Below are 13,527 nucleotides of genomic sequence, written 5' to 3' on the forward strand. Positions count from 1 at the left end.
TATGTTCCACGTTATAAAGTAGCCTTCTATTTCTCGCTTAGACACTTGCTGTCCTTATAGGGAAGGTAAGCGGAAGGCGTTTATGCTTGAAGGATAGAATAAGCTGCATCTTAATGGTTTTTTAGGGTACAAACGCTATGGTATAATGGGTCAGAGGTGATTGGCAAGTATGTTTTTGAAACGGATAGAATTAGCTGGTTTTAAATCATTTGCCGACAAAACAGAAATGGAATTTGTGCGCGGTATAACGGCTGTAGTTGGCCCGAACGGAAGCGGCAAAAGCAATATTTCTGACGGCATACGCTGGGTACTCGGCGAACAGAGTGCTAAATCACTGCGTGGCGGCAAGATGGAGGATATCATTTTTGCTGGAAGTGATGCGCGTAAAGCCGTGAATTATGGCGAAGTATCACTTACGCTTGATAATGAAGATCACACACTTCCGCTGGATTTTAGCGAAGTTACAGTGACTCGGAGAGTTCATCGCAGTGGAGATAGTGAATATTTAATTAATAAGCAATCCTGCCGTTTGAAGGATATCACAGAGCTGTTTATGGATACCGGTATCGGACGTGAAGCCTATTCGATTATCGGGCAGGGTAGGATTGAAGAAATTCTAAGTACTCGTTCCGAAGATCGGCGAGGCATCTTTGAAGAAGCATCAGGTATTGTAAAATATAAATCGCGCAAGAAAGACGCAAGTCGAAAGCTGGATGATACAGAGCAGAACCTGCTTCGTATTCATGATTTGATCAGTGAGCTTGAGGATCAGATTGGGCCACTTAAGGATCAGTCCGAGAAAGCTATCCGCTTTAAGGAACTTCGCGAACAATTAAAACATCAGGAAATTTCAGTATACGTACACCAGATTGAAGGCATTCATACCGCTTGGCAGGAAGGTAACGCAAAGCTTGAAACGTTGAAGGACGAGCAGCTGGAGCTGTCTACCGTTGTTTCGGCGCATGATGCCAAGCTGGAGAGCGGACGCTCTGAACTGCGCACACTCGAAGCACAGATCGAGAAGCAGCAAGAGCAATTGCTGCGTTATAGCGAAGCATTTGAGAAGAGCGAAGGTTACGGTGAAGTGCTGAGGGAACGCAAGCGAAATCTGGAAAGCAATCGTGAGCAGTTAATGCTCACGTTAGGTTCGGTTGGCGAGCGTTCTGCAGATCGTCAGCGTGAAGTCGTGGATCTGGAGCTTAAGCTTGAACAATCGCGGCTTAAGCTTGTGGATCTTCGGAAACAGATCGAAGATGAAGAGACAAGGCTTGAAGGTGTGGCAGACGGGATTAGCCAGAGCCAGGAAGAAAAGCTCAAAAGTGCTCTTTTGGAGTTAATGAACCTTATGGCGAATGCACGTAACGAAATTCGTTACGCGGATCAACAGAAGGAGAATCTGGAACGTCGTATGAGCCGCAGTGAAGAAGAAAGCGGCAAATGGACAGCCCGGCATGAAGAGTTGTCTGCCAACCAGAAAGGGCTGAAGGACAAGATTGCCCAGCTAGGGAAGGAACTTAGCAATCTTCGCGGGGCTTACATCACTGAAAGTGAACAGCTCAGTAAACGTCAGAAGCTGATTGAAGAAACACAGTCCGGTCTTCGGAAGTGGGAACAGAAGCGGGAAGCGCAAGTCTCTCGTCATGAGACCATGAAAGAGATGCAGGATGATTTCGATGGCTTCATGCTTGGGGTTAAAGAAGTGCTCAAGGGCGCCCGCAAAGGACAGCTCAACGGAGTGCATGGTGCGGTTGCAGAGCTGATCTCCGTTCCGGAGAAGCTGGAAATGGCGATTGAGACTGCTCTAGGTGCATCACTTCAGCATGTGGTCATGGATAATGAGACTGTGTCCCGCCAAGCGATATCATTTCTAAAGCAGCGTCAGCTGGGACGAGCTACCTTTCTTCCGCTAGATGTTATCCGGCCGCGCCAGATTTCTGGCAGTGACCGTGGTATGGTGGGTGATGCTGACGGATTTGTTGGAATTGGTTCCGAACTCGTTGGTTACGATGATAAATATACTAGCATTATCGGCAGTTTGCTCGGCAATGTGGTTATTGCGGAGAGCTTGGAGCAAGCGAACCGCATTGCCGCTAGATGCCAATATCGTTATCGGGTAGTTACACTGGAAGGCGATGTAGTTAATGCCGGCGGTTCGATGACCGGGGGTAGCCAGCATAAGAAGAACAATAGCTTGCTTAGCCGCAAACGTCAGCTGGATCAATTAAGCAGTGAAATTGAAGAAAGCGAACGTCAAATAGTGAAGCTGAAGCAAGGCATTGCCAGACTTCGTGAGGAGCAGGAGAACGCTAGCGTGAAGCTGGAGGACCTGCGCCGTGATGGTGACGAGAAAAGACTGGAAGAGCAAAGAGTCTCCGGTGATTTGAAGCAGCTCGAGCATGAGCTTCGGCATGTGCAGGAGCAAGTGGAGAGCACAGGTGCGGAACGCAGCGGCTTTGAGAGTGAAGTACGTGCGCTTGAAGAGACGCGGAAACAAGCCACTGCTGAGCTTGAACGCCTTGAAAAGGAAGAAAAGGAAGCCCATGAGGGTATCCGTAACGCTGAATCTGCGCGTAAAGCGAATGAATCAGCTAAGGAAGAGCTGCAAGGCAAGTTGACCAGTATGAAAGTCTCGGAAGGCAAGCTTGATCAGGAGATATTCTCCTTGGAGGAGCAGTTACGTCGCCTTAGACAAGATGTGGGTTCACAGGACAAGGAGCTGCGCCAGAATCGAAATCTGTTACATACGATAGAACAAGATCTGGCTAACAATGCTTTGGAAGCTGTGAAGCAGAAGGAAGATTTGAACAGTTACCGGTTGAAGAAGGAAGAGACGACAGGAACTTTGGATTTTGCCCGGGCTGAGCGTACAGCGTTAACCCGTAAGCTGGAACTTGAGGAAGGCAAGACTAAAGACCAACGTCAGGCCCTTAAAGTAGTGGAGGACAAGCTGCGTGCCACTGAAGTTTCTGTTGGTCGACTCGATGTGGAGCTGGATAATATTCTCCGCAAGCTGAGTGATGACTACGAGCTAAGTTATGAATTAGCGAAACAGAGATATCCGGTGCCTGAAGATGTACCTGCCGCACAAGCCGATGTACAACGTTTGAAACGCAGTATTTCTGCGCTAGGTGAGGTTAACTTAGGGGCGATCGAAGAATATCAGCGGGTCCATGAACGGTATACGTTCCTCAGTGGACAAAAAGATGATCTAGTCGAAGCTAAGACTACTCTGTATCAGGTAATCCGTGAGATGGAAGATGAAATGTCCAAGCGTTTCAAACAGACCTTTGATGCGATCCGTAAACAGTTCGGGACCGTGTTCTCAAAGCTGTTCGGAGGCGGGCGAGCTGATCTTATGCTGCTGGATCCGGAACATATGCTGGAAACAGGTATAGATATCGTAGCCCAACCACCGGGTAAAAAATTGCAAAATCTGCAGCTCTTATCCGGCGGCGAACGCGCTCTAACTGCGATGGCGTTATTGTTTGCTATCCTGCAAGTGAAGCCAGTTCCGTTCTGCGTATTGGATGAGGTTGAGGCTGCACTCGACGAAGCAAACGTTGTTCGTTTTGCACAGTACTTACGCGAGTTCTCTGAACAAACTCAGTTCATCGTCGTTACCCACCGAAAAGGAACGATGGAGGAGGCGGACGTGTTATACGGAGTAACGATGGAAGAGGGCGGCGTCTCCAAGCTCGTCTCAGTACGTTTAGAGGATGAAGAAGCTGAGATTGCTTAAATTCATCAAAGAAGAGAAACTTTTAGGAGGAACCAAATGAGCTTTTTTAGAAAATTAAAAGAAAGCATTTCCGGCAAAACGGAAAGTGTAACGAAACAATTCCGCGACGGATTAGAGAAAACCCGTAAAGGTTTTGTAGAGAAGGTCTCCGACCTTATCATCCGCCGCAAAAAGATAGATGAAGAGTTCTACGAAGAGCTGGAAGAGATTTTAATTGGTGCAGACGTGGGTGTAAACACTGTTATGACCCTTGTCGAGGATTTGCGTGCCGAAGTGAAGCAAAATCGGATTGAAGATGCTGCCGAGCTGAAGCCGATTTTGTCCCGTAAGCTTATGGAGCTGCTGCGCGGAGATGATGATAACAGCCTGAAGGAAAATCCGAATGGAATTACAGTTATTTTGTTCGTTGGGGTTAATGGCGTGGGCAAGACGACTACCATCGGCAAGCTGGCTCATCGTTACAAACAAGAAGGTAAAAAAGTTCTTTTGGCTGCAGGGGATACGTTCCGTGCCGGAGCGATTGAGCAGCTTGAGGTTTGGGGCCAACGCGCAGGCGTAGATGTCATTAAACAACAAGCAGGCTCTGACCCGGCGGCTGTAATGTACGATGCGGTTCAAGCGGCTAAGCAGCGCAACGTGGATATCTTAATCTGCGATACTGCTGGCAGACTTCAGAATAAAAGCAATCTGATGGAAGAGCTCAACAAAATCTTCCGCGTCATTCAAAGAGAAATTCCAAGTGCTCCACATGAGGTACTGATGGTGTTAGATGCTACGACGGGTCAAAATGCACTTACACAAGCCAAGTTATTTGGTGAAAAGAGTGGCGTCACCGGCTTGGTTTTGACGAAGCTGGACGGTACGGCTAAAGGCGGAATCGTTGTAGCGATTCGTCAGGAAATGAATTTACCGGTGAAGTTTGTAGGTCTTGGAGAAAAAATGGAAGACTTGCAGCCATTTGATTCGCAGCAGTTCGTACATGCTCTTTTTGCCGGATTAATTGCCGAGGAAGAAGAGTCAGAAGAATCGGAAGAGCAAGTGTAATCAACGGCACAATATAATCATAAAGAAGTCATATTTACAAGGAATGTCCTCGAAGCTATATTTAGTTTAGGAGGGCATTCCTTTTCTTTTTTATAAAGGGTTTGTCCGTCATTTTGTAGCAACTGCTAAGCGACTCTTAGAAAGTATAAATGCATCGCGTAAGGGATCCCTTTAAATAACAGCTTTCCCTCACTAATTAGCCTCCAGAAGCGATATTCTATGAATGAGGTACTGAGATACAAATTCCATTGCCCTATAATTGTGCCTACAATCAGACCTGCATTTACGTAGCCTTCTCTTTCCTCACACTGTTGAAGTTGCAGAATTAAAGAAAGAATTTCTTCGTCATAGTAACTCTCGGGAACATTCATAAGCTGGCCATCAACCCAAACTCTAAGCATATCCTCGGTGTTGCTTATTTTTTGCCACTCTAGTTCATACTGTTTTCTTTGAGCGGAGGTAATAGGGGGTGTGTTTTCGGTAATTTTTATAATTTTTTGCACAGCTTCGTTTGGGAGCTGACTAAGTGCTCTGGGATATAAGCCGATTTCAAATGGAGCGGCAACCTCCCTATAAGCCTTGACGGGATCAATAACATGAATAGGTTGCGTCCTCTCATTAAGAATAGAAAGCGCAAATCGTAAACCTGTCTGATCATGGGAGTTGTCTCCGCACCAAATAGTGATTTTTTTGTCCTCGGGAATTTCTTTTAAGGTCTGTATCACGGCTTCCAGTTTGTGCTGGGGATTGAGATGATAACCATGATCCGGAAATCGTTCCTGAAACCATAACTCACGGGTATGATATCCTTCATTATTATGTAATTCACGCAACGGTCCAGCAGAGAATGTCTCATTAAATGAAAGTACTCGTATTAAATGGCGATAACCCAAATGACTAAGGGCTACCTTCATTGACCCCGCTTCCGATAGACCAAATAACAGATAAATGTGATTCCGCCTAAGCTCTTCCTGCTCAAATCACATAGTATATTTGTGCTCCATAGGTCACTCTCCCATCGCAACAAATTATACCATACTCAATGAATCCACATCCTCAGGCAACTATATAAAAAATACATTATATGAAAAATTCATAATAGTAATGCTTGTCACACTTCCTGCATACAATTCAATGATGAATGTACATTTCATCTCCGGCAACCTATATAAGAGAGAAAGGAAGCGATTCCAAAAAATACAAATACCTCTGGAATCACATTTCTCTGTTATATATGTTGACATGAACAAGTAGATTTACGTATTATGAGAATATAAACCAATATTTTCATGGATGTTTTCTGAAATGAAAGTATAAGTTGTTAACAAAGATTACATCTATCGAAAGGAGTCGGGCTCATGTCCAAATTAGATCCTCTGCCAGGTCTGTCTCCGTATCCATTACAGCATTTTTTCGATGAAATGTATGCTGATAAGAGGAATGTCCGGCCGCACTACAGACATGTGAACCGCATGTTTTCCGGAATGAGCTCCGAAGAGCTGCAAGGGAAGCAAAATTTAATGCAGCGTAGGATGATGGAAGAAGGAATTACCTTTACGCTTTACAATCCAGCTCAAGATCATCCTATGGAGCGAACGATCCCCTTCGATATGATTCCACGTATAATCCCTAAGAATGAGTGGGAGAGGCTAGAAGCTGGAATAATTCAGCGTATCACAGCTTTGAATTTGTTCATTCATGACATCTACCATGAGCAATACATTGTTAAAGATGGCATCGTCCCTAGGCGTATGATTATTTCCAACTGTTACTTCCGGCCAGAAATGTCAGGTCTGCGAGTGCCCGGTGGAGCTTACATCACCACCTCAGGAATCGATCTGATCCGCCATCACGATGGGCATTATTATGTACTTGAAGACAACCTGCGAACACCCTCCGGCTTTTCCTATCTTTTTAAAGGCAGAACACTTATGAATCAATTGTTTCCTGAATTGTCCTTTGCCAGCTCCATCCGAGATGTAGATCATAGCTTAAATCGCTTCTTATCCGTGCTTCGTAGTCTATCTCCATCAAGGAGGTCAGATCCGGTTATAGCACTCCTAACGCCTGGAGAATACAATTCTGCATATTATGAACATGCTTTTTTGGCACAGCAGATGGGTATACATTTGGTCGAAGGACGAGATTTGGTAACAAAGGATCACAAAATATATCTGAAAGAAATGAACGGACTACGTAGAGTGGATGTGCTGTATCGTCGGTTGGACGATGATTACATTGACCCGCTAGCCTTTCAACCTGATTCTTTACTGGGTGTAGCAGGACTTATGAATGCTTATAGGGCAGGCAACATAGCGATTGCTAATGCTCCGGGAACCGGTGTTGCAGATGATAAAGCGATGTATGTCTATGTACCGGATATGATTCGTTATTATCTGAATGAAGAGCCGATCCTTGGCAATGTGCCGACGTATTTGTTGTCCAGACCCGATGAACGCCTGTATGTTCTTGAGAACCTATCCGAAATGGTTGTTAAGGAAACCTCATTATCCGGAGGATATGGGATGTTGATCGGAAGCGAGGCAACCAAAGAAGAATTAGCCGAGTTCCGAATGAAAATTATTGCCGATCCGGACCGTTATGTGGCACAGCCAATTATGTCCTTGTCCAGAGCACCCGTATTGTCGGGAGGCACTATGGCACCCCGGCATATCGACCTTCGGGCTTTTGTATTAATGGGCGCAGACCGGAAGCCACATGTCATACCTGGCGGATTAACACGAGTGGCTATGAAAGAAGGTTCATTGGTTGTGAATTCCTCGCAAGGTGGTGGCGTAAAGGATACTTGGGTTATGGCGTGATCTATTATCTTGTAAGCCTTGATTGTGAATCAAAAATATGCAGCATCAATTTGGAGGATAAAGGAGTGGCTAAAGATGCTGAATCGAAATGCGGAGGCTTTATTCTGGATCGGCCGATATATTGAAAGGGCAGAGAATCATGCGCGGCTAATCAATGTACATTATCATATCCAGCAGGAAGAGGATTTTCAGGAAGAAGGACATAAATGGTCGAGGCTTATCGATGCATTAGGGGTTCGAAGTGAATATTTACAGCAGTTCGAAACCTTTTCTGAACAGGACGTGTTATCCTTTATTACACTTGATTTAGGCAATTCGAATTCATTATTCTCTTGCGTACATCATGCCAGAAATAATCTTCGCACACTGCGCCAGCATCTTCCAAGTGAGCTATGGGATGTCGTCAACAGCTTTAATCTATGGCTTGGTGAGCGGTCAGTTGCTGATATTATGAGTGGTCCACATCATTTCTACCAGCAGGTGAAGGAACGTGCAGCTATGTTTCTAGGAGCAGAACAATCCGTAATGCTTAGAGGGAATGAATGGCACTTTATAGAGAGCGGCCGTTTTTTGGAACGGGCCGAGAATACGACGCGTATTTTGCAGGCAGTTATAGCCTCTTGCCGTTTCAAAGAGCTTAATGCAATCTATATTCAGTTACAGGCTGTGCTGAAATCCGTAAGTGGGTATCAGGCGTTTCGCCGTTATTATGCAGATGCCATGTCACCGGAGAGCATTTTAGATTTTTTGATCGCGAATCCCAAATTCCCACGTTCGATCCGCTTTTCTTTTCACCAGCTGGAAGAACATTTAGCTAGGCTTGAACTGGATTCCTCAGAAAAAGGCTCAGGTCATGAGAAGGTCATCCGTCAAGCAGGAAAGCTGAAGGCAGAGCTGGATTATATGGAGAAAGAAGAAATGTCCGGTGAGCTGGTGGAAGATGTACTGCAATCACTCGTAATATCTTGCCAGAGACTGGGCAAAACGATGGAGGGCGCCTTTTTTCGGCGAGAAGGAGTATCTGTATGAAGATTCAAATCAATCACACCACCACATACAGTTATCCAGAGCCGGTTACGGACAGTGTCAATGAAATCAGACTCACCCCTCGCACCAACTATCGGCAATCCTGTTATCACCACGAGGTTGAAGTATATCCGGCAGCTAATCTATTAACGTATGAGGATTTCTTTGGTAATCGGGTGCATGCCTATTCAGTTAATAAGCCACATACGGAAATGGTAATCCATACGAAAGCTACTGTAGTAACACTGGATAAATCTCAAGGTACCGATCTTCCGCGAACCAGCCTTGAAGAGCAAGTTAAACTGCTAAATGATGAGAAGTTTCAGAACCGATACATTGAGTTTATTTTGCCGACCCGTTATACCGAGGTGACTCCTGAATTGGTAGAGTTCGCCTCATAGTACCCTTTTAGTGAAGCTGAAGATATGTATCAATGGATTCTGAGGTTATCTTCGACGATTTATGAACAGTTCACCTATGATCCTGAGGCAACAAGCGTAAATACAACGGTAAAAAAAGCCCTGAAGCTCAAGCGGGGTGTCTGTCAGGATTATGCTCATCTTATGATCGCTGTCTGCCGCAGTGTGGGTCTGCCTTCAAGATATGTTAGTGGATATCATTTTGTCGGTGATCTACAGAGCAGCAATGCCAATTTCGAGCAGGCTTCACATGCTTGGGTGGAGACCCATATTCCGGGTACGGGCTGGCTTGGTTTTGATCCGACGAATAATGTTGAAGTGAACTGGCGTTATATCAAGCTGGGTCATGGACGGGATTATAAAGATATAGTACCTGTAAAAGGGGTATATCGCGGCGGAGCAGGCACACTGACTGTAAAAGTGGACGTACGCAAGCTGGACAATTGAATTGAAATAATCGAAACATCGAACATCGAACATCGAATCAATCAAAAAAATCAAAATATTCGAAACAAACTCTCCGCTCATCTTATTGAATGGGGAGATTTTTTTGTGCGGCGTGCTTAAATTATGAAGATTTATGAACGAGATGATTCCATTACAGGTTTATTTGGGTAATCTTGATCCATAGTACTTATCTTACAGACATTAGAGGAGAGATTACATATGAGCCCAAACATATCTAAGAAACAAAGATTTATTGGAAAAACAGCGATTATAACCGGAGCGGGCTCGGGAATTGGCCGTGCTACCGCTATTAAGCTGGCGCGGGAAGGTGCAAATGTAGCATTGTTTGATTTAAATCTTGAAAGAACCTCTTCCTTGGCAGAAAAGCTTAATAAGCTTCGAAAAGATTGCGCGCTGGCCATAGAGGTAGATACTTCGGATGAGAAAAAGATGGAGGAAGCCGTACGTTGTACGGTGGAACAATTCGGAGGCGTGGATGTAGTATTCGCTAACGCGGGAATTAATGGCGCTGTGGGTCCGATAGAAGAACTAAGCTTGAGCGACTGGGAGCGTACGATGTCGGTGAACTTGACGGGGACTTTTTTGACTCTAAAATATACTATTCCTCATCTGAAAGATAAAGGGAAGGGCAGTATTATTATTACTAGTTCCATTAATGGGAACACTAGATTTGCCAGCTTTGGGTGGTCTACTTATAGCACTACCAAAGCTGGACAGGTGGCTTTTGCCAAAATGGCAGCTCTCGAGCTTGCTAAGTTTAAGATTCGTGTGAATGTGATCTGCCCTGGGGCTATTGCTACGAATATAGATGAAACCACTGAAATGAGCGAGGATGTTGAAGCAATCGTCATTCCGATTGAATTCCCTGATGGAGCGCAACCCTTGGCAGATGGACCGGGCAAGCCGGATAATGTCGCTGATCTCGTTGCTTTTCTGGCTTCGGATGAATCTATCCATATTACAGGTGCGCAAATCGTGATTGACGGCGCGGAGTCCTTGTTATCCTAATTTCGAGATCGCTTCCCGGTATTGCTCGTACCATTTATTCCATTCGTCTTTCCGTGACTCCAGCGTCGTGCCTTCCAAAAGATGCTGGATCACTTCTAGACAAACATGCCAGCCAGCGAGATCACGTGGTGTATGCGGGGTAAGCGTTTGTAGTGTTTCGTTCAAGATGAGTAAACAGCCTTCTGAATTAGGGTATAACTCAAAACGAACAAGATCCTCAGCCCATGTAAACTCAAAAATAGATTGATGCTGTAGCGCGGTAATTTCCATATCCAAAAACGTTCCGTTTTGCATATCAAACTTTATAAGTCCGCCTTCACGCAGGTCCTCGATTTTTAATTCAGAGAACCATAAGGCAAGCTTCTCATTTTCGGTCAAATAGGACCAAATCTCAGTTGCGGAATGCTTTAACTGGCGTTCGAAACGAGCGACATAATGTTGATCTTCTTTTTGGATGTTAGCTAACATTTATATTTCTCCTTTGGACTACTGCGGTAGTCCTTTTTTTATTGAGTTGAGGCTCATTAGAAAGAGTATAGCAATCGCCTGTGTTAATTGCACGATCCGGCTGAAGACTAACTTATAGGGTATCGAGGGCGATAGTATAGTGGAAGAAATACGGTCACGAAACTGATTTACGTACGGCGCGGAGCAAGTGTTGGCGGGGATAAGGGAGTGATGAGGGTGAAAAGTGAGTGAAGACTGGGGTAAGTGTGTGTTGAAGGGCGGAAGTAAACAGTAGCATTTTCGGTGGCGAGGATGCATCGGCGTTGCGGACCGTATTGCAGCTATTTGGTGTTTTTCGTGTGTTTATTAGCAGTATCGGACTGTATAGCTCTTATCGCCGCGACTTTGAACAAAAGTAGGGTGTGTTAGAGCGAATAGCTGCATCTGAGTCCGAAAGTAGAGCAAAAAGGCATGAATTTGCGAAATAAGGGCTACTGGGTCCGAACGCTGCGACGAGGATGTAACGAAGGCGTAAAGGATGTAGTATACGAGCAAGAGCTGCTGAGTCCGATCGATTTGTAGAGGAGAGTTTGCGCTGACGTTGCGGACTGTATTGCAGCTATTTGGTGTTTTTCGTGTGTTTATTAGCAGTATCGGACTGTATAGCTCTTATCGTCGCAACTTTGAACAAAAGTAAGGTGTGTTTGAGCGAATAGTTGCATCTGAGTCCGAAAGTAGAGCAAAAAGGCATGAATTTGCGAAATAAGGTCATCTGAGTCCGAACGTTTCACGGGGCGAGTGTGTGCAAATGAATGGGACTGTATTGCAGCTATTTGGTGTATTTCGTGTGTTTATTAGCAGTATCGGACTGCATAGCTCTTATCGTTGCGATTTTGAACAAAAGTAGGGTGTGTTAGAGCGAATAGCTGCATCTGAGTCCGAAAGTAGAGCAAAAAGGCATGAATTTGCGAAATAAGGGCTTCTGGGTCCGAACGATCAATGGAGACGAAGATGTAATGAATGTATAATAAAGGATGTAGTATACGAACAAGAGCTCCAGGGTCCGAACGTTTTACGGTGGCGAGTGTGCGCTAATGTATCGGACTGTATTGCAGCTATTTGGTGTATTTCGTGTGTTTATTAGCAGTATCGGACTGCATAGCTCTTATCGCTGTGATTTTGATTAAAAGTAGGGCACATATGAGCGAATAGCTGCAACTAGGTCCGATAGTACAGCGAAATGGACTGAATTTGTGAAATAAGGTCATCTGAGTCCGAACGTTTCCCTGAGGCGAGTGTGCTCTAACGTTACGGTTATGGACTTAGAATATACTTAGCATACGATAGTTACAGAGTCCGAGCTGCTCAACTGTGCGACGAGGGGCAAGGAGCATTTGAGTGAATAGCTCGCCACACCTATAGTTAACGTATAGGCAAAATCTGAGAAAGCATCCCGGTAGCTTGATGCAAATCCTAAGTCTTTTATGCTAAAATTAACGCAATTCCGTAAAATATACTTTTGATTAGGCAGGGTTGATAATAGTGTGGCATTGGTAAAGGAGGCTGCGTATATGGGGATGATGTCTTGGTTAGCTGAGCAGCGGATTCAGGAGTCTATGCGTAACGGGGAATTTCGAGATTTACCTGGGCATGGCAAGCCGCTGGAGCTTGAGGATTTATCAGGTGTGCCAGAAGAATTACGGATGTCTTATAAAATCATGAAGAACTCCGGACTTGTTCCTGAGGAAATCTCTCTGCGAGCTGAATGTGTTACGTTGGAAGGATTGCTAGCGGCGTGTCATAATAGCGGAGGTGCAGAAACCAGTGAGGGCAAGGCTCTGCGGTCAAAACTGTCTATGAAAAGACTGCGTCTACAGGAGCTATTACGTGAACGCGGCTTGGATAGTAACCCTGCTTTTATGCAATACAGTGCTCAAATACACGGACAGATGATAAAGGAAGAGGATTAATGCTGGTTAGGTTACTGCCTAAATACCTACGGTCATTTGGACATCAGAATAAATAGTGTAAAATAAAAGGCATCTCTTGGTCGTTTTAGACAGAAGAGCTGCCTTTTTGCTTGTTGTGTGTAACTAATCATGTATGCTCATCTAATTTGTTTGAAATAAACCCATTCCGGGTCGCCATCATCTAAATTCTCAATGACTCCGCTTTTAACAAACCCTTGAGAAAGACATAGTTGCTGCATGATCGTATTGGATTCATTGGTAGAGGTGAAAAGCTTGGGGGTTGGGCATTGTTCCTCGATGTAGCTAAGGAGTGTTTTGGCTATGCCTAGGCGTCTGAACTCAGGATCCACAATGACCAGCTGAATAAAACAACATTCGAAAAAGGTGGTATCGTAGCAAGCAAATCCTACAAGCGTTCCATTATGCGATGCTACGTAACACTGCTCATGATTGATATATTTTTCAATCTTCGATTTGCGGCTTTCATTGCCAATGATCTTGCTGTCTACTTTGGTTAGCATGGGTAGATCTGAAATTGTAGCTTTTGTTACGAATATCATAGTAAGTCTCCTTATTAATATTAT

Annotated in this window: 11 protein-coding genes; 8 read left to right on the top strand and 3 right to left on the bottom strand. The window is 44.8% G+C overall.

The features are described from left to right. The first annotated feature begins 169 nt into the window (after window positions 1-169). Entirely contained in the window at window positions 170-3,739 is a 3,570-nt protein-coding gene (gene smc, locus NYE72_RS13655; RefSeq protein WP_036686496.1) for a chromosome segregation protein SMC, read from the top strand. A 36-nt stretch (window positions 3,740-3,775) separates the two neighbouring features. After that, on the top strand, window positions 3,776-4,783 hold the full coding sequence (ftsY, locus tag NYE72_RS13660) for a signal recognition particle-docking protein FtsY (protein WP_036686498.1): 1,008 nt from the start codon (window positions 3,776-3,778) through the stop codon (window positions 4,781-4,783). Between the two features lie 125 nt (window positions 4,784-4,908). On the opposite strand, the gene NYE72_RS13665 is transcribed toward ftsY, so the two are convergent. Then, window positions 4,909-5,733, bottom strand: a complete 825-nt coding sequence (locus NYE72_RS13665; protein ID WP_339212082.1) for a DUF1835 domain-containing protein — start codon at window positions 5,731-5,733, stop codon at window positions 4,909-4,911. Window positions 5,734-6,141: 408 nt separating this feature from the next. Between NYE72_RS13665 and NYE72_RS13670 the strand changes: the two genes are divergently transcribed. The 5 genes from NYE72_RS13670 (at window position 6,142) to NYE72_RS13690 (ending at window position 10,526) form a co-directional block, all read left to right on the top strand. Next, window positions 6,142-7,605: a circularly permuted type 2 ATP-grasp protein gene (locus NYE72_RS13670; protein ID WP_036686502.1), complete on the top strand. Its 1,464-nt coding sequence runs from the start codon at window positions 6,142-6,144 to the stop codon at window positions 7,603-7,605. Between the two features lie 75 nt (window positions 7,606-7,680). Continuing rightward, window positions 7,681-8,634 (top strand): alpha-E domain-containing protein, encoded by a 954-nt coding sequence (locus NYE72_RS13675; protein WP_036686637.1) that lies wholly within the window; start codon window positions 7,681-7,683, stop codon window positions 8,632-8,634. After that, complete coding sequence (locus tag NYE72_RS13680; RefSeq protein WP_339211926.1) at window positions 8,631-9,032, top strand: transglutaminase N-terminal domain-containing protein; 402 nt, start codon at window positions 8,631-8,633, stop codon at window positions 9,030-9,032. Before NYE72_RS13675 ends, NYE72_RS13680 begins: the two co-directional genes overlap by 4 nt. A 24-nt stretch (window positions 9,033-9,056) precedes the next feature. Continuing rightward, window positions 9,057-9,497, top strand: coding sequence for a transglutaminase family protein (locus NYE72_RS13685; RefSeq protein WP_339211928.1), 441 nt, complete (start codon window positions 9,057-9,059; stop codon window positions 9,495-9,497). Window positions 9,498-9,716: 219 nt separating this feature from the next. Then, window positions 9,717-10,526, top strand: a complete 810-nt coding sequence (locus NYE72_RS13690) for an SDR family NAD(P)-dependent oxidoreductase (protein ID WP_036686506.1) — start codon at window positions 9,717-9,719, stop codon at window positions 10,524-10,526. Here the strand turns inward: NYE72_RS13690 and NYE72_RS13695 are convergent. Beyond that, a complete protein-coding gene (locus NYE72_RS13695; RefSeq protein ID WP_038570612.1) occupies window positions 10,518-10,994 on the bottom strand; it encodes an SRPBCC family protein in 477 nt (158 codons plus the stop codon). The genes NYE72_RS13690 and NYE72_RS13695 overlap by 9 nt on opposite strands. A gap of 1,550 nt (window positions 10,995-12,544) precedes the next feature. On the opposite strand from NYE72_RS13695, the gene NYE72_RS13700 reads away from it, so the two are divergent. Next, the gene (locus NYE72_RS13700; protein ID WP_339211930.1) at window positions 12,545-12,943 is read left to right on the top strand and encodes a DnaJ family domain-containing protein; all 399 of its coding nucleotides are present in this window, start codon (window positions 12,545-12,547) and stop codon (window positions 12,941-12,943) included. 137 nt (window positions 12,944-13,080) lie between these two features. Here NYE72_RS13700 and NYE72_RS13705 read toward each other — a convergent pair whose 3' ends face one another. Further along, window positions 13,081-13,503 carry a GNAT family N-acetyltransferase gene (locus tag NYE72_RS13705; RefSeq protein WP_036686651.1) on the bottom strand — a complete coding sequence of 141 codons (423 nt, stop codon included), beginning with the start codon at window positions 13,501-13,503 and terminating at the stop codon, window positions 13,081-13,083. Window positions 13,504-13,527 lie beyond the last annotated feature (24 nt).

The sequence above is a fragment of the Paenibacillus sp. FSL L8-0333 genome (genome assembly GCF_037965665.1).
GTDB lineage: Bacteria > Bacillota > Bacilli > Paenibacillales > Paenibacillaceae > Paenibacillus_AQ > Paenibacillus_AQ odorifer.

Coding starts and splice junctions, on each gene's coding strand:
- smc (WP_036686496.1), top strand. CDS start 170: ATGTTTTTGAAACGGATAGAATTAGCTGGTTTTAAATCATTTGCCGAC.
- ftsY (WP_036686498.1), top strand. CDS start 3,776: ATGAGCTTTTTTAGAAAATTAAAAGAAAGCATTTCCGGCAAAACGGAA.
- NYE72_RS13670 (WP_036686502.1), top strand. CDS start 6,142: ATGTCCAAATTAGATCCTCTGCCAGGTCTGTCTCCGTATCCATTACAG.
- NYE72_RS13675 (WP_036686637.1), top strand. CDS start 7,681: ATGCTGAATCGAAATGCGGAGGCTTTATTCTGGATCGGCCGATATATT.
- NYE72_RS13680 (WP_339211926.1), top strand. CDS start 8,631: ATGAAGATTCAAATCAATCACACCACCACATACAGTTATCCAGAGCCG.
- NYE72_RS13685 (WP_339211928.1), top strand. CDS start 9,057: ATGTATCAATGGATTCTGAGGTTATCTTCGACGATTTATGAACAGTTC.
- NYE72_RS13690 (WP_036686506.1), top strand. CDS start 9,717: ATGAGCCCAAACATATCTAAGAAACAAAGATTTATTGGAAAAACAGCG.
- NYE72_RS13695 (WP_038570612.1), bottom strand. CDS start 10,994: ATGTTAGCTAACATCCAAAAAGAAGATCAACATTATGTCGCTCGTTTC.
- NYE72_RS13700 (WP_339211930.1), top strand. CDS start 12,545: ATGGGGATGATGTCTTGGTTAGCTGAGCAGCGGATTCAGGAGTCTATG.
- NYE72_RS13705 (WP_036686651.1), bottom strand. CDS start 13,503: ATGATATTCGTAACAAAAGCTACAATTTCAGATCTACCCATGCTAACC.